Source organism: Streptomyces sparsogenes (assembly GCF_001704635.1).
Taxonomy (GTDB): domain Bacteria; phylum Actinomycetota; class Actinomycetes; order Streptomycetales; family Streptomycetaceae; genus Streptomyces; species Streptomyces sparsogenes.
In genome coordinates this window covers 62,591-77,958 of the sequence record NZ_MAXF01000061.1, presented here as the reverse complement: position 1 = coordinate 77,958, position 15,368 = coordinate 62,591, and the positions used below count along the sequence as shown (strand labels likewise).

13 protein-coding genes and 1 tRNA gene are annotated in these 15,368 nt (G+C 71.1%); 8 read left to right on the top strand and 6 right to left on the bottom strand.

Going from position 1 to position 15,368, the window contains the following annotated elements; all coding sequences use genetic code 11:
* The first annotated feature begins 69 nt into the window (after positions 1 to 69).
* Positions 70 to 1,245 carry an acyl-CoA dehydrogenase family protein gene (locus BBH68_RS13485; protein ID WP_065962076.1) on the top strand — a complete coding sequence of 392 codons (1,176 nt, stop codon included), beginning with the start codon at positions 70 to 72 and terminating at the stop codon, positions 1,243 to 1,245.
* A 100-nt stretch (positions 1,246 to 1,345) separates the two neighbouring features.
* Here BBH68_RS13485 and BBH68_RS13480 read toward each other — a convergent pair whose 3' ends face one another.
* The 4 genes from BBH68_RS13480 to BBH68_RS13465 all read right to left on the bottom strand — a co-directional run bounded on the left by BBH68_RS13480 (position 1,346) and on the right by BBH68_RS13465 (position 4,790).
* A complete protein-coding gene (locus BBH68_RS13480) occupies positions 1,346 to 1,699 on the bottom strand; it encodes a rhodanese-like domain-containing protein (RefSeq protein WP_065962074.1) in 354 nt (117 codons plus the stop codon).
* 43 nt (positions 1,700 to 1,742) lie between these two features.
* Positions 1,743 to 2,555 (bottom strand): hypothetical protein, encoded by an 813-nt coding sequence (locus BBH68_RS13475; RefSeq protein ID WP_065962131.1) that lies wholly within the window; start codon positions 2,553 to 2,555, stop codon positions 1,743 to 1,745.
* A gap of 197 nt (positions 2,556 to 2,752) precedes the next feature.
* Positions 2,753 to 4,192 carry a DUF2252 domain-containing protein gene (locus tag BBH68_RS13470; RefSeq protein ID WP_065962071.1) on the bottom strand — a complete coding sequence of 480 codons (1,440 nt, stop codon included), beginning with the start codon at positions 4,190 to 4,192 and terminating at the stop codon, positions 2,753 to 2,755.
* 193 nt (positions 4,193 to 4,385) lie between these two features.
* Complete coding sequence (locus BBH68_RS13465; RefSeq protein ID WP_065962069.1) at positions 4,386 to 4,790, bottom strand: winged helix-turn-helix transcriptional regulator; 405 nt, start codon at positions 4,788 to 4,790, stop codon at positions 4,386 to 4,388.
* A 145-nt stretch (positions 4,791 to 4,935) separates the two neighbouring features.
* Between BBH68_RS13465 and BBH68_RS13460 the strand changes: the two genes are divergently transcribed.
* Positions 4,936 to 5,589: an FMN-dependent NADH-azoreductase gene (locus BBH68_RS13460; protein ID WP_065962129.1), complete on the top strand. Its 654-nt coding sequence runs from the start codon at positions 4,936 to 4,938 to the stop codon at positions 5,587 to 5,589.
* Between the two features lie 297 nt (positions 5,590 to 5,886).
* On the opposite strand, the gene BBH68_RS13455 is transcribed toward BBH68_RS13460, so the two are convergent.
* Positions 5,887 to 5,973, bottom strand: a tRNA-Leu gene (locus BBH68_RS13455).
* A gap of 319 nt (positions 5,974 to 6,292) precedes the next feature.
* Between BBH68_RS13455 and BBH68_RS13450 the strand changes: the two genes are divergently transcribed.
* The 6 genes from BBH68_RS13450 (at position 6,293) to pknB (ending at position 14,462) form a co-directional block, all read left to right on the top strand.
* Positions 6,293 to 7,123: an FHA domain-containing protein gene (locus tag BBH68_RS13450; RefSeq protein WP_065962066.1), complete on the top strand. Its 831-nt coding sequence runs from the start codon at positions 6,293 to 6,295 to the stop codon at positions 7,121 to 7,123.
* Positions 7,124 to 7,133: 10 nt separating this feature from the next.
* On the top strand, positions 7,134 to 7,658 hold the full coding sequence (locus BBH68_RS13445) for an FHA domain-containing protein FhaB/FipA (protein ID WP_065962065.1): 525 nt from the start codon (positions 7,134 to 7,136) through the stop codon (positions 7,656 to 7,658).
* A gap of 75 nt (positions 7,659 to 7,733) precedes the next feature.
* Positions 7,734 to 9,353: a PP2C family protein-serine/threonine phosphatase gene (locus BBH68_RS13440; RefSeq protein WP_065962128.1), complete on the top strand. Its 1,620-nt coding sequence runs from the start codon at positions 7,734 to 7,736 to the stop codon at positions 9,351 to 9,353.
* Positions 9,354 to 9,375: 22 nt separating this feature from the next.
* The gene (locus BBH68_RS13435; RefSeq protein WP_065962061.1) at positions 9,376 to 10,800 is read left to right on the top strand and encodes an FtsW/RodA/SpoVE family cell cycle protein; all 1,425 of its coding nucleotides are present in this window, start codon (positions 9,376 to 9,378) and stop codon (positions 10,798 to 10,800) included.
* Complete coding sequence (locus tag BBH68_RS13430; protein WP_065962060.1) at positions 10,797 to 12,266, top strand: penicillin-binding transpeptidase domain-containing protein; 1,470 nt, start codon at positions 10,797 to 10,799, stop codon at positions 12,264 to 12,266. The genes BBH68_RS13435 and BBH68_RS13430 overlap by 4 nt, the downstream gene beginning before the upstream one ends.
* A gap of 168 nt (positions 12,267 to 12,434) precedes the next feature.
* A complete protein-coding gene (gene pknB / locus BBH68_RS13425) occupies positions 12,435 to 14,462 on the top strand; it encodes a Stk1 family PASTA domain-containing Ser/Thr kinase (RefSeq protein ID WP_065962058.1) in 2,028 nt (675 codons plus the stop codon).
* A 128-nt stretch (positions 14,463 to 14,590) separates the two neighbouring features.
* Here pknB and BBH68_RS13420 read toward each other — a convergent pair whose 3' ends face one another.
* Positions 14,591 to 15,331 (bottom strand): class E sortase, encoded by a 741-nt coding sequence (locus tag BBH68_RS13420; protein WP_076970910.1) that lies wholly within the window; start codon positions 15,329 to 15,331, stop codon positions 14,591 to 14,593.
* Positions 15,332 to 15,368 lie beyond the last annotated feature (37 nt).

Genomic DNA, 15,368 nt, shown 5'->3' with positions numbered 1-15,368 from the left:
TCCCTTCTTGTAGAACCTGTTCTATCTTGACGGGCCGTCAGACCAGGCCATGGCGCGGGAGGACGGACAGTGGACTTCACCTTCACCGAGGAGCAGCAGGCGGCCGCCGAGGCGGCCAAGGCGGTGTTCTCCTCCGCTCCACCCGACGGGGTGCCCAGCCCGGCGCTCACGCCCGGCGCCGTCGCCGACGACCTCGACCGCCGACTGTGGGGCAAGGCGGCCGACGCCGATCTGCTCGGCCTCCTCCTGGACCCCCGCTACGGCGGGGCCGGCCTCGACCCCATCGCCCTGTGCCTGGTCCTGCGCGAGGCCGGCCGGGTCCTGGCCCGGGTGCCGCTGCTGGAGTCCACCGCGGCCGCGCTGGCCGTCCAGCGGTACGGCGGCGAGGAGCTGCGCGCCGCCGTACTGCCCGCCGCCGGCCGCGGCGAGCTGGTGCTGACCGTCGCGCCCCACGGCCGCACCGGCCACGACGCTGCCGAACTCGCCGTCCAGGCGCGGCAGGACAGCGACGGCCACGACGGCGGCCACGACGGCGCCTGGGTCCTGGAGGGCACTCAGACCGCCGTGCCCTGGGCGCACAGCGCCGACCGCGTCCTCGTCCCCGCCCACACCGGCGCGGGCCGGACCCTCCTCGCGCTCGTCCCCCGCGACCACCCGGGCGTCACCCTCGCGCCGCAGATCTCCACCAGCGGCGAGCGGCTCGCCGAGATCCGTCTGGAGGCCGTGCGGCTCGACTCCTCCGCGGTCCTCACCGCGGACGGCGCCTGGGAGTGGCTGCGCTCCCTGCTGACCTGCGGCACCTGCGCACTCGCCCTGGGCCTAGGCGAGGCGGTGCTCGCCCTGACCAGCTCCTACACCAGCAAGCGCGAGCAGTTCGGCTTCCCCCTCGCCACCTTCCAGGCGGTCGCCGTCCAGGCCGCCGACCGCTATATCGACCTGCGCGCGATGGAGGCCACACTCTGGCAGGCCGCCTGGCGCCTGGCCACGGACGGCGCGGGCGCACCGGCCGCGCCCGGGGCGCTGCCCGTCGCGGGGGACATCGCGGTGGCCAAGATCTGGGCCGCCGAGGGGGTGCGCCGTGTCGTCCAGACCGCACAGCATCTGCACGGCGGCTTCGGCGCCGCGACCGACTACCCCCTGCACCGCTACCACGCCTGGGCCAAACAGCTCGAGCTGTCCCTCGGCCCCGCCGCCGCACATGAGGAGGCGCTGGGCGACCTCCTCGCCGCCCACCCCCTCGGCTAGGGAACGAACGGCCAGAGGCGGGCGGCCAAGAGGCGGGCGGTCAGAGGACAATCAGCCAGAGGACAGGCAGCCAGACGACGAGCATCTGGCAGGCGGACGGCTAGAGGACGAAGGCCCCGTCGGCCGGGGAGCCCTGGCCGCTCACCAGCGGGCGGCCCGCCGCCTGCCAGGCGAGCATGCCGCCGTCCACATTCACCGCGTCCACGCCCTGGGCGATCAGATACTGCGTCACCTGCGCGGACCGCCCGCCGACCCGGCACACCACATGCACCCGCACGCCGTCGTCCAGCGCCTCGGTCAGCTCGCCGAACCGGGCCACGATCTGTCCCATGGGGATGTGCAGGGCGCCCTCGGCGTGCCCCGCGGCCCACTCGTCGTCCTCCCGCACATCCAGCAGGAACCCATCCGCCGGCACCGCCGCGGCCTCCACCTCGGGAAGCGGGGCAAAACCCATCACACACACCTCTCACATCACAACGGCAGCTGAGGGAAACCTACTACCGCACCAGCTCCGCCAGCTCATTCTCCTTCTCCGCGACCTTGGCCAGCAGCTGCTCGGCGATCTCGTCGAGCAGCCCGTCGGGGTCCTCCGGCGCCATCTTGATCATGGCGCCGATCGCGCTGGACTCCAGCTCCGCGGCGGCCTCGGCCAGCATCTCCTTGCGGGCGGCCAGCCACTCCAGCCGGGCGTACAGCTCCTCGCTGCGGCTCCACCGACGCTCGGGCGGCGGCGGACCGGCCGCCCACTCCTCGGCCAGCGCCCGAAGCCGCTCCTCGTCCCCTGCCGCGTACGCCGCGTTGACCCGCACGATGAACTCGCCGCGCCGCTCCCGCTCGGCCTCCTCCTCCGCCAGGTCCGGGTGTGCCTTGCGGGCCAGCTCCCGGTAGATGCGGCGCGCCTCCTCGCTCGCCCGCACCCGCGGCGGCGGCTGCACCGGCTGCTCGGTGAGCATGGCGACCCCCTCGGGCGACAGCCCGTCGGAGTCCAGCCAGCCGTGGAAAAGCTCCTCCACCTTCGGCATGGGCAGCACCAGCCCCCGCGCCTCCCGCGCCCTGCGGATGTCCTCGGGGTCTCCCGTGCGCGCCGCCACCGCCTCGGCGATCAGCGCGTCCAGCTCGTCGAGCCGCGAGTACATCGGACCGAGTCGCTGGTGGTGCAGCCGGGAGAAGTTCTCCACCTCGATGCGGAAGGTGTCCACCGCGATCTCGAACTCGATCAGCGCCTGCTCGGCCGCCAGCACGGCCCGCTCGAGCCGCTCGGCCGCCCGCGCCTCCCTCGCCGCCGCGTCCGCCGGCTCCGCCGCGTCCACCGGGTCCGCCGGCTCCGACGGCGCCTGTGATCGCTCCTCGGGCCGCACGGATGAGTGCTCCCGCGGTTCGGCCTGGGATTCGGCGTGGGGATCGGCCTGGGGCTCGGCGTCCGGCACCGGCTGCCGGGCCTGCCGCTGCGCTTCCGGGTTCGTCACCCGCTCAGCCTACGTCCGGCGGCGACCCGGCCGGGGAGGTGTCATACGCCCAACTCGGCCGCTATCCGCCCGCCCCGCACGGCGGCCAGAAGCCGCGCGTGGTCCTCCTCCGTGCGGTCCGCGTACGCCACCGCGAAGGCGGCCACCGCCTCGTCGAGCTCCTCCCCCTTTCCGCAGTACCCCGACAGCAGCCGCGGGTCGGCGCTGTGCGCATGCGCCCGCGCCAGCAGCGCGCCCGTCATCCGCCCGTAGTCGTCCAGTTGGTCGGCGGGCAGCGCCACCGGGTCCACGCTCCCCTTGCGGTTGCGGAACTGCCGCACCTGATACGGGCGCTCCTCCACCGTGGCCCAGCCCAGCAGGATGTCGCTGACCACCTGCATCCGCTTCTGGCCGAGCACCACCCGCCGCCCCTCGTGCGCCACGGCGGGCGCCGGGAAGCCGGCCCGCTTCACATGCGGCAGCAGCGCGGACGGCCGCGCCTCCTTGACCTGAAGCACCAGCGGCTCACCCCGGTGGTCGAGCAGCAGCACCACATACGACCGCGTCCCCACGCTGCCGGTCCCCACCACCCGGAACGCCACGTCGTGCACCGCGTAACGGGCCAGCAGCGGCAGCCGGTCCTCCGGCAGGGTGCCCAGATACCCGCCGAGCGCCGTGGCCACGGCCGCCGCCTCGGCGTCCGGCACCCGCCGCAGCACCGGCGGCGCGTCGACGAAGCGGCGCGCCACCGGCCGCCCGGAGGGGTTCCGCTCGTCCGGCACGGCCTCGGTCGACCTGGCCGCGAACCGCGCGCTCGTGTTCCGCCGGGCCTTCTCCGAGACCCGCTCCAGCGTCCCGGCCAGGTCCCTGGCGTCCGCGTGCGAGACCAGTTCCTCGTCGGCGATCGCGTTCCACGCGTCGGCGGCGGGCAGCTTCGACAGCAGCCGCAGCGTGTGCCGATAGGCGCCCACCGTGTCATGGGCGGCCGCCCGGCAGGTGTCCTCGTCCGCGCCCGCCTCCCGCCCGGCCAGCACCAGCGAGGCGGCCAGCCGCTTGACGTCCCACTCCCACGGGCCGTGGATGGTCTCGTCGAAGTCGTTGAGGTCGATGACCAGGCCGCCGCGCGCGTCCCCGTACAGACCGAAGTTGGCGGCGTGCGCGTCCCCGCAGATCTGGGCGCCGACGCCGGTCACCGGGGTGGCCGCCAGGTCATGGGCCATCAGTCCGGCCGCCCCGCGCAGGAAGGAGAAGGGGGAAGCGGCCATCCGCCCGACCCGGATCGGTGTGAGTTCGGGCAGCCGCCCGGCGTTGGACCGCTCGACCGCCTCCACCGCGTCCGGCCGCCCGGCAACCGGCGGCAGCTCGCCGTGCGACGAGCGGGGCACCCGCTCCCGCAGCGCCTTCCCCTCCTGCCGGGCCCTGCCGGCCCCCGGCCACTTGGCGAACCCCGGAACGTGTGGCAGCCGCCGCACCGTCCGCTCGCCGCTCTCGACGTCCGTCATCACGCGCCCCCCGTCTTCCCGCCGGCACCCGCACCGACATGTCGCAGACGTGACCGTACAGCGCGGAGGGAAAACCCGTCACGGCCTGTGGATAACTCCGCCGGCCGACACGAACACCCTGCTCAGAGCAGTCAGAGCAGGCAGAGCAGGCAGAAGGCCCACAGCAGTCAGAGCAGGCAGAGGGTCCCCACAGTCAGAGCGCGAGAGGGTCCGGCGGCTCGGTCCCCGGCCGCTCGCGGCACCCCCGGTCCTCGGGCATGTACCGCTCCGCCCACCGGGCCAGCTCGTTCAGCGCGGGCTCCAGTGCCCTGCCGCTCTCCGTCAGCCGGTAGGTCACCCGCAGCGGCGGCCCCGGATCGACCTCCCGCAGGACCAGCCCGGCCGCCACCAGCTCGGTGAGCCGGTCGGTCAGCATCCGCTCGCTGATCTTCGGGATGGCCCGCCGCAGCTCGGCGAAGTACGCGGCACGCTCGGTCAGGACGGCCACGATGAGCCCCGTCCACCGCTTCCCGAGCAGTTCGAAGACGCGGGTCATCCCCCCGTCCACCTTCATGCACGCCTTCTGATCGTGCTCCACGCGCCCGCCACCTGCCGCCATGGAAGACAGCGTACTGCCACCATGGATCCGCACTGCGGAAAAGTAAGCTCCTGTGCTATTCATAGCTACGTAGGAATTCTTTGTGCTCGGCGCCCGGTTCATCCCCGAGCGGACCGGTACCGAGCCCCGTTACCGGAAGGTCCCCATGCCCACGCTTCTGCACATAGACAGCTCCCTCTTCCCGGCCGACGCCTCCGCCTCGCGCGCCGTCACGGCCACCTTCCGCAAGGAGTGGGAGGCCCAGCACCCGGGAGGCACGGTCATCTACCGCGACCTGGCCGCCGACCCCCTGCCGCACCTGGACGCCCTCGCCGCCGCGGCGGGCTTCACCCCGGCCGACCAGCGCACACCGGAGCTCGACGCCGCCTTCGCCCTGCGGGACACCCTGGCCTCCGAGCTGGAGCGGGCCGACGCGGTCGTGATCGGCGCCCCGATGTACAACTTCACGATCCCCTCGTCCCTCAAGGCCTGGCTGGATCACGTGATCATCGCGGGGCGTACCGCGCTGGCCGAGACGTCCACCATCGCGGGCACCCCGACGGTCGTCGTCGCCAGCCGGGGCGGCGGCTACGGCCCGGGCACGCCGCGTGAGAGCTTCGAGTTCGTCATCAACTACCTGGAGAAGACACTGGCCGAAGCGCTCTCCCTCGACGTGGAGTTCGTCGTGCCGGAGCTGACCATGGCCCGCACCAACCCCGCCATGGCCGACCTGGTGGAGCTCTCCGACGCCTCCAAGGCCAAGGCCCACGAGGAAGCGGCCGCCAAGGCCAAGACGCTCGCCGCCCGTTTCGCCGCCTGACGCGGCCGGCCACCACCACCTGCCACCCGCCCGCCGTCGGCCGACGGCCCGGCGGGCCCCAAGGGCCTCCCCCGCACCCGACGCCGCCGCGCACGCACCGCGAGGACCACGAGAACCGCGAGACCGCGCCGACGCGCGCCCAGGGGGAGGCCCACCCGCAACGCCACGCCCCGCGCCACCATGACCCGAAGCACCGTGACCCACAGCACACACAGCAGCCACCCGTAAAACAGTGCGCGCATGCGAAACGGGCCCCTCCGGCGCGACTTTCGTCACACAGGAGAGGCCCGTTCCGACTGGTGCGCGAGGGGGGAGTTGAACCCCCACGCCCTTTCGGGCACTGGAACCTGAATCCAGCGCGTCTGCCTATTCCGCCACCCGCGCATGGGTGCTGCCGACCGGATCACCGTCGCCCTCTCCGAGCCGATCACTCCGGCCCGGTCGGTCTGTGCGGTGCGCCTTCCGACATCCAGAACATTAGCACGGCGTCCAGGGTGGATTCACACGCGTTCCCGACGCCCCCGCCCGACCGGATAGCGACCCGGTTGCGGGACACTGTCATGAAGGCACCTCTACGATCCTGTGAGAGGTGACACTGCTCCACAGGGCCAGGAAGGGGAACCACCCGATTTCCCGACGCGTGGATACGATCAGTAAGCAGTACGAGGACGACACTGAGCACGATTGAGGAAGGAGGTGCCCCGTGGGAGTACTGAAGCGCTTCGAGCAGCGTCTCGAGGGTCTCGTGAACGGCACCTTCGCCAAGGTGTTCAAGTCCGAGGTCCAGCCGGTCGAGATCGCGGGCGCGCTCCAGCGCGAGTGCGACAACAACGCCAGCATCTGGAACCGCGACCGGACCGTCGTCCCCAACGACTTCATCGTCGAACTGAGCGCGCCCGACTACGAGCGGCTCAGCCCGTACTCGGGCCAGCTCGGCGATGAGCTCTCGGGCATGGTGCGCGACTACGCCAAGCAGCAGCGCTACACCTTCATGGGCCCCATCAAGGTCAACCTGCAGAAGGCCGAGGACCTCGACACCGGCCTGTACCGCGTGCGCAGCCGCACCCTGGCGGGCAGCGAGTCCCAGAACCCGCAGGCCCGCGGCCCCGCCGCCGCGCCCCAGCAGCGCCCCGGCGGCTACGGCTACCCGCCGCAGCCCGCGGGAGCGCCGCCCATGCCCTCCGCGCCCCCGCCCGGCTCCCGCCCCGCTCCCCGCGCGGGCGGCCCCGCCGTCGGCGCGCAGCCTTACGGGCAGACCCGCCGGTGGATCGAGATCAACGGCACCCGCCACCAGATCTCCCGGCCCACCCTGGTCCTGGGCCGCAGCACCGACGCCGACGTACGCATCGACGACCCCGGCGTCTCGCGCAGGCACTGCGAGATCCGCGTGGGAACACCCTCGACCATCCAGGATCTGGGGTCGACCAACGGCATCGTGGTAGACGGACAGCACACCACACGCGCTACGCTCCGCGACGGCTCGCGCATCGTCGTGGGCAGCACCACCATCGTTTACCGGCAAGCCGAAGGGTGAAGCGGGGGCAATGTCAGAGCTGACCCTCACGGTCATGCGGTTGGGTTTCCTCGCCGTACTGTGGCTGTTCGTCATCGTGGCCGTCCAGGTCATCCGCAGCGACCTGTTCGGGACCCGCGTGACCCAGCGCGGTTCGGCGCGGCGCGGCGCCCCCGACCGACCGCAGCGGCAGGCGGCGCCCCCGCCGCAGCGCCAGCAGCAGCAGCCGTCCGGCCGCGCGGCGAGCCGCGGCCGCCGCGGCGCCCCCACCAAGCTGGTCGTCTCCGAGGGCACCCTCGCGGGCACCACGGTCGCCCTCCAGGGGCAGACCATCACCCTGGGCCGCGCCCATGACTCGACCATCGTGCTGGACGACGACTACGCCTCCAGCCGGCATGCCAGGATCTACCCGGACCGCGACGGCCAGTGGATCGTCGAGGACCTCGGGTCCACCAACGGCACGTATCTCGACCGGACCCGACTGACCACACCGACACCGATTCCGCTGGGCGCGCCGATTCGCATCGGCAAGACCGTCATCGAGCTGCGGAAGTAGTACGACCATGACGACCGGAGGGTGGGCAGCGTGGTTGGCAAGGGGCTGTACCCGGAGCCGACGGGCGAGGTGCGCATGAGTCTGTCACTGCGTTTCGCCGCCGGATCGCACAAAGGCATGATCCGGGAGGGCAACGAGGACTCCGGCTACGCCGGCCCCCGACTGCTCGCCATCGCCGACGGCATGGGCGGCCAGGCCGCCGGCGAGGTCGCCAGCTCGGAAGTGATCTCCACCCTTGTCCAGCTCGACGACGACGTCCCCGGCTCGGACATCCTGACCTCCCTGGGCACCGCCGTTCAGCGCGCCAACGAACAGCTGCGCCTCATGGTCGAGGAGGACCCCCAGCTGGAGGGCATGGGCACCACGCTCACCGCCCTGCTGTGGACCGGCCAGCGGCTCGGCCTCGTCCACGTCGGCGACTCGCGCGCGTACCTGCTGCGCGACGGCGTGCTCACCCAGATCACCCAGGACCACACCTGGGTGCAGCGCCTCGTCGACGAGGGCCGTATCACCGAGGAGGAGGCGGGCACCCACCCCCAGCGCTCCTTGCTGATGCGCGCCCTGGGCAGCGGCGACCACGTCGAGCCCGACCTGTCCATCCGCGAGGTCCGGGCCGGCGACCGCTATCTGATCTGCTCCGACGGCCTGTCCGGCGTGGTCAGCCACCAGACGCTCGAGGACACCCTCGCCAACTACCACGGCCCGCACGAGACCGTGCAGGAGCTCATCCAGCTCGCGCTGCGCGGCGGCGGCCCGGACAACATCACCTGCATCGTCGCCGACGTGCTCGACGTCGACGGCGGCGACACACTCGCCGGGCAGCTGAACGACACCCCCGTCATCGTGGGCGCGGTCGCCGAGAACCAGACCTCCCTCGGCGACGGCGGCGCCGCGCACACCCCCGCGGGCCGCGCCGCCGAGCTCGGCCGCAACCGCAGCGCGGCACAGGGTGACGCCCAGGGCGGCTTCGGCCCGCCGGGAAGCGGCGACCCCTCGCTCGGCGGCCCGCCGGAGGGAAGCTACGGGGCCTACGCGGACGGCGACTTCACCAAGAAGGGCGGCCGCAAGTGGGTCAAGCGGTCGCTGTACATCGCCCTGGGGCTGGCCGTGGTCGGCGGCGGCCTCTACGGGGGCTACCGCTGGACGCAGAAGCAGTACTACGTGGGCGCCAACGGCGACCATGTGGCGATCTACCAGGGCATCAGCCAGGACCTCGCCTGGATCAAGCTCAACAAGGTCCATGAGGACCACCGCGAGATCGAACTCAAGTACCTCCCCGTGGACCAGCGCAGCCGGGTCGAGGACACCATCGCGGTCAGCAGCCTCGGCCAGGCCAAGAACAAGACCAAGGACCTGGCCGTCCTCGCCAGCGCCTGCAAGAAGTCCGACGAGCAGCGTCAGGCCGAGGAGAAGCAGCGGGACCTGACCAACAAGGACAAGAACAAGTCCGGCGGCGCCTCCGGCGGCAAGGCCCAGACCGACGACCAGATCAGCACGCGCGCGGGCGAGGCCACCACGCCGCCCGCGGCGCCGGGGCAGACGCAGCCCCAGTCGCCGCAGACCCAGTCCCCGCAGACGCCGAGCGGCGGCAAGACGTCGAAGGCGCCCACGTCCAAGCCCACGCCCAAGCCCGGCCCCACCCTCTCCGAGGAAGAGCAGAAGTTGGTCCCGCAGTGCAGCAGCACCCAACAGTGAAGCCGTAGGGGGCTGTTGATCCATGAGCAGTACCAGCAATACGACCACCATCAGCACGATCGGCCCGCCGCGCAGGCGCAACACCGAGCTGGCGCTGCTGGTCTTCGCGGTGATCATCCCGGTCTTCGCGTACGCCAACGCGGGCCTGGCCCTCAGCGACGAGCTGCCCTCGGGCATGCTCAGCTACGGCCTGGGCCTCGGCCTGCTCGCCGGGGTCGGCCACCTGGTGGTGCGCAAGTGGGCCCCGTACGCCGACCCGCTGCTGCTGCCGATCGCCACTCTGCTCAACGGCCTCGGCCTGGTGCTCATCTGGCGGCTCGACCAGTCCCGGCGGCTGGCCCAGCTCGCCAAGAACGCCCACCGGGTCTACTCGGCCTCGGCCCCCAACCAGCTGATCTACTCGGCGATGGCCGTGGCCCTGTTCGTGGCCGTGCTGATCTTCCTCAAGGACCACCGGATCCTTCAGCGCTACACCTACATCTCCATGGTCGGCGCGCTGATCCTGCTGATCCTCCCGGTCTTCTTCCCGCCGGTCTTCGGCGCCCGGATCTGGGTCAGGGTCGGCAGCTTCTCCATCCAGCCCGCCGAGTTCGCGAAGATCATCATCGCGGTGTTCTTCTCCGGCTACCTGATGGTCAAGCGGGACGCGCTGGCCCTGGCCAGCCGCCGGTTCATGGGCCTGTACCTGCCGCGCGGCCGCGACCTGGGCCCGATCCTCGTCGTCTGGGCGATGAGCATCCTCATCCTCGTCTTCGAGACCGACCTGGGCACGTCGCTGCTGTTCTTCGGCATGTTCGTCGTCATGCTGTACGTCGCCACCGAGCGCACCAGCTGGATCGTCTTCGGTCTGCTGATGTCGGCGGCCGGCGCGGTCGGCGTCGCGTCCTTCGAACCACACGTCAAGGTCCGTGTGATGGCGTGGCTGCACCCCTTCGCCGTCTATCAGGACCCCCGCCCCAGCTGGGCCACCACCGAGCAGATCGCCCAAGCACTGATGTCCTTCGGCTCCGGTGGCGTCTTCGGCACCGGCCTCGGCCAGGGCGCCTCCGACCTCATCGGCTTCGCCGCCAACTCGGACTTCATCCTCGCCACCGTGGGCGAGGAGCTGGGCCTGGCCGGCACCATGGCGATCCTGCTGCTGTACGGCCTGATCGTGGAGCGCGGCGTGCGCACCGCCCTCGCCGCCCGGGACCCGTTCGGCAAGCTGCTGTCCATCGGCCTGTCCGCGGCCTTCGCCATCCAGGTCTTCGTGGTGGCGGGCGGTGTGATGGGCCTGATCCCGCTGACCGGTATGACCATGCCGTTCGTCGCCTACGGCGGCTCTTCCGTGCTCGCGAACTGGGCGCTCATCGCGATCCTCATCAGGATCAGCGACACCGCCCGCCGCCCGGCCCCCGCCCCCGCCCCGTCCACCGACGCCGAGATGACCCAGGTGGTCCGACCGTGAACAAGCCCCTGCGCCGAATCGCGATCTTCTGCGGCCTCCTCGTCTTCGCGCTGCTGCTGAGGGACAACTGGATCCAGTACGTCCAGGCCGACTCGCTCAAGAACCACAAGAAGAACCTCCGCGTCGACATCGCCCGCTACAGCCAGCCGCGCGGCAACATCATCGTCGACGGCCGGGCGATCACCGGGTCCAAAGAGACCAACGGCATCAACTACAAGTACAAGCGCACCTACAAGAACGGCGAGATGTGGGCGCCGGTCACCGGCTACGCCTCGCAGGTCTACGGCACCAACCTGCTCGAGGGCGTCGAGGACTCCACCCTCACCGGCGACGACGACCGTCTCTTCTTCAACCGGACCATCGACATGCTCACCGGCAAGGAGAAGACAGGCGGTGACGTCATCACCACCCTGAACCGTAAGGCGCAAGAAGCCGCGTTCAAGGGCCTCGGTGACAAGAAGGGCGCCGTCGCCGCGATCGACCCGCGCACCGGCAAGATCCTGGCGCTCGTCAGCACGCCCAGCTACGACCCGTCCACCATCGCCGGCGCGAGCGACAAGGACTCGGCCGCCTGGGAGGCCCTCCAGAAGAAGGACAACCCGGACGACCCGATGCTCAACCGGGCGCTGCGGCAGACCTACCCCCCGGGCTCCACCTTCAAGGTCGTCACCGCGGCCGCCGCGCTGGAGAACGGCCTGTACAAGAACGTCGACGAGCCCACCAAGTCGCCGCTGCCGTGGATCATGCCGGGCACCACCAAGCCCTTGCCGAACGAGGGGAGCATCCCCTGCGAGAACGCCAGCCTCCGCGAGGCCCTGCGCTACTCCTGCAACACCGTCTTCGGCAAGATCGGTGACGACCTCCGCGAGGACAAGATGCGCGAGGAGGCCGAGAAGTTCGGCTTCAACGAAGAGGTGTTCACCCCCGTCCGCGCCGATGCCAGCGTCTACCCCAAGGACATGGAGCGGTCGTCCAACGCCATGGCCGCCATCGGACAGTTCGACACCCGCGCCACCCCGCTCCAGATGGCCATGGTCGCCGCCGCGGTCGCCAACGACGGCAAGCTCATGAAGCCGTACATGGTCGACAAGCTGCGCGCCCCGAACCTGAACGTCATCGAGCAGACCTCGCCCGAGGAGATGAGCCAGCCGCTCTCCTCGGACAACGCCAGCAAGCTCCAGGACATCATGGAGACGGTGGTCGAGAAGGGCACCGGTACCTCCGCCCGGATCCCGGGCGTCACGGTCGGCGGCAAGACCGGCACCGCCCAGCACGGCGTCGCCAACAGCAAGAACCCCTACGCGTGGTTCATCTCCTACGCCAAGGGCAAGGACGGCTCCTCGCCGGTCGCGGTCGCGGTCGTCGTGGAGGGCTCCGACACCGTCCGCGACGACATCGCCGGCGGCCGGCTCGCCGCCCCGATCGCCAAGGACGTGATGAAGGCGGTGCTCGACAGCCAGAAGTGACCCCGGTCACGTCCTGACGCCGATCCCGCACGTCGCCGTACCGGTCCTGTATCAAGTGGCGGCCGAGGCCGGGTCCGGCGCGGCGTCCCGGGTACGGTATGCCCGAGCAGCACACCGCCGGGCCCCCACAGGTGCGGGCGGGAATGACGGAAGAGGGCTGGAGTAGCTATGGAAGAGCCGCGTCGCCTCGGCGGCCGGTATGAGCTGGGCTCTGTGCTCGGCCGCGGTGGCATGGCCGAGGTCTACCTCGCGCACGACACCCGCCTCGGCCGCACTGTCGCCGTGAAGACGCTCCGGGTGGACCTGGCCCGCGACCCGTCCTTCCAGGCCCGGTTCCGCCGAGAGGCCCAGTCGGCCGCCTCGCTCAACCATCCCGCGATCGTCGCGGTCTACGACACCGGCGAGGACTACGTCGACGGAGTCTCGATCCCGTACATCGTGATGGAGTACGTCGACGGATCCACCCTGCGGGAGCTGCTGCACTCCGGCAGAAAGCTGCTCCCCGAGCGGTCCCTGGAGATGACCGTCGGAATCCTCCAGGCCCTCGAGTACTCGCACCGCAACGGCATCGTCCACCGGGACATCAAGCCGGCCAACGTGATGCTCACCCGGACCGGCCAGGTCAAGGTGATGGACTTCGGCATCGCCCGGGCCATGGGCGACGCCGGCATGACCATGACCCAGACCGCCGCCGTGATCGGCACCGCCCAATACCTCTCCCCGGAGCAGGCCAAGGGCGAGACCGTCGACGCGCGCAGCGACCTCTACTCCACCGGCTGTCTGCTCTACGAGCTGCTGACCGTGCGCCCGCCGTTCATCGGCGACTCCCCGGTGGCCGTCGCCTACCAGCACGTCCGGGAGGAACCCCAGCCGCCGAGCGCGTTCGATCCGGAGATCACCCCGGAGATGGACGCGATCGTGCTGCGCGCCCTGGTCAAGGACCCGGACTACCGCTACCAGTCCGCCGACGAGATGCGCGCCGACATCGAGGCCGCCCTCGAGGGCCAGCCGGTCGCCGCGACCGCCGCGCTCGGCGCCGTCGGCTACGGCGGCGAGGACCAGCCCACCACCATGCTGCGGTCGCAGGACGTCGGCGCGCCGACCTCGATGCTCCCCCCGGTGCGCGAGGACGACGGCGGCTTCGGCTACGACGAGCGCCCCGACCGCAGGCGCGGGTCCGAGAAGAAGAGCAACCTCTCGACGATCTTCCTGGTCCTGGCCGGCATCCTGGTGCTGGTCGGGGCGATCTTCATCGGCAAGGCGATCTTCACAGGCGACAAGGGCGGCGACCGGGTCGATGTGCCGCGCATGATCGGCCTGAAGCTCAGCGAGGCCAGGGAATACGCCAGAAACGGCAACTTCAAGGTCGAGGTGACCGGCAGCCCCGTCTTCTGCGAGGAGGCCAAGAAGGACCAGGTCTGCAAGCAGAGCGTGCAGGGTCCGGAGGCCATCGAGCGCGGCGGCAAGGTCGAGCTGACCATGTCCAAGGGCCCCAAGCCCGCCGAGAAGGTCGAGGTCCCCGACGTCATCAACGTCCAGTACGAGAGCGCCAAGGAGCAGCTCGAGGCCAAGGGCTTCCAGGTCAACCAGACCACCCAGGAATCCGACCAGACCGCGGGCAAGGTCATCGACCAGGACCCCAAGGGCGGCAAGAAGGTTCCGCGGGGCACCGAGATCACCCTGACCGTCGCCCAGGCGCAGTCCAAGGTCACCGTTCCGGACGTCACCACCCAGAAGCTCGCGGACGCCACGGCCGCACTGGAGGCCAAGGGCCTGAAGGTGCAGAGCACGGAGGTGGAGAACGCCGACGTCGAGGCGGGCACCGTCATCGACCAGACCCCCAAGGGCAACGAGCAGGTCCTGCCCGGCTCGACCGTCACCCTGACCGTCGCCAAGGCCCCCGCCCAGCAGGAGAACGTCGCGGTGCCCCAGCTGCGCGGCAAGAAGCTCAAGGACGCCAGGAAGGCCATCGAGGCAGCCGGCCTCACCGTCGGCGCCATCACCGGCTCCCAGGACGAGAACTCCACCGTGCTGTTCGTCGACCCGCAGGAGGGCAGCCAGGTGGCCAAGGGCCAGGCCGTCAACCTGACCACCTTCGACAGCGGCCATGGCAACAACGGCGGCGGTGGCGACGGCGGCGGCGACGGGGGCGGCGGCATCCCGTTCGGCGGTCCCTCCGGCGGACCCGCCACGTAAGGCGCGCGCGCCGCGCTCAAGGCGCGCGCCGCGCCGCAAACACCGCACCGCGAACAGCGAGAAGCCCCGGCGCCCGGGAATCGGGCGGCCGGGGCTTCCCCGTGTCCGGAGCTGTCAGAGCCGGGCTGTTAGCGCAGCTCCTTGGGCGGGGTGCGGTCCGCGTCGACCTTCTCCGTACGCACCAGCTCGCCCCACACGATGTAGCGGTGGAGCGAGGTGTAGACCGGAGTGCACGTCGAGAGCGTGATGTAGCGGCCCGCCTTCTTCTTCCCCGACCCCTTCGGGACCGGGCTGAGCACCCCCACGTTGTACTTCGAGGTCTCGGGCAGCTCCGCGAAGACCTTGTAGACGTACCAGGTGTCCCGGGTCTCGAAGACGATCGCGTCGCCCTTGCCCAGCTTGTCGATGTTGTGGAACTTGGCGCCGTGCCCGTCCCGGTGCGCCGCCAGCGTGACGTTGCCCTTCTTGTCCCACGGCATCGCCGACTTCACCGGCTTGGTGTAGTAGCCCGCGACGCCGTCGTTGAGCGTCGCCGTCGAGGTGCCCTTCTTCACCAGCACCTCGCCGTTGTCCATCGCCGGCACGTGCAGGAAGCCGATGCCGTCCTTGGTGTCGAGCCGGCCGGGCCCCTCCTGCTGCGCCCACTGCCTGCGCACCCGGTCGCCCTGCTTCTTGGCCTCGCGATCGGCCAGCACGTTCGTCCACCACAGCGAGTAGACGACGAAGAGGGCCATGATCACGCCCGCGGTGATCAACAGCTCGCCCAGGATGCCGACGGCGGCTGCTATCCGCCCCCGGCGGGGGCGGCGCCGCCCCGAGGCCGCGTCGGGCAGCTCGCCCCGCCGCTCGTCTTGGTCGGTCCGTGCCACCGCGTCGTCCCTCTTTTCCCGGTCTTCCCGGTCGTTC

Excerpts from the sequence above, each read along its gene's own strand:
- BBH68_RS13470 (WP_065962071.1), bottom strand. The coding sequence starts at position 4,192 with ATGACGGACGTCGAGAGCGGCGAGCGGACGGTGCGGCGGCTGCCACAC.
- BBH68_RS13440 (WP_065962128.1), top strand. The coding sequence starts at position 7,734 with ATGAGTCTGTCACTGCGTTTCGCCGCCGGATCGCACAAAGGCATGATC.
- BBH68_RS13460 (WP_065962129.1), top strand. The coding sequence starts at position 4,936 with ATGCCCACGCTTCTGCACATAGACAGCTCCCTCTTCCCGGCCGACGCC.
- BBH68_RS13435 (WP_065962061.1), top strand. The coding sequence starts at position 9,376 with ATGAGCAGTACCAGCAATACGACCACCATCAGCACGATCGGCCCGCCG.
- pknB (WP_065962058.1), top strand. The coding sequence starts at position 12,435 with ATGGAAGAGCCGCGTCGCCTCGGCGGCCGGTATGAGCTGGGCTCTGTG.
- BBH68_RS13465 (WP_065962069.1), bottom strand. The coding sequence starts at position 4,790 with ATGGCGGCAGGTGGCGGGCGCGTGGAGCACGATCAGAAGGCGTGCATG.
- BBH68_RS13445 (WP_065962065.1), top strand. The coding sequence starts at position 7,134 with ATGTCAGAGCTGACCCTCACGGTCATGCGGTTGGGTTTCCTCGCCGTA.
- BBH68_RS13480 (WP_065962074.1), bottom strand. The coding sequence starts at position 1,699 with ATGGGTTTTGCCCCGCTTCCCGAGGTGGAGGCCGCGGCGGTGCCGGCG.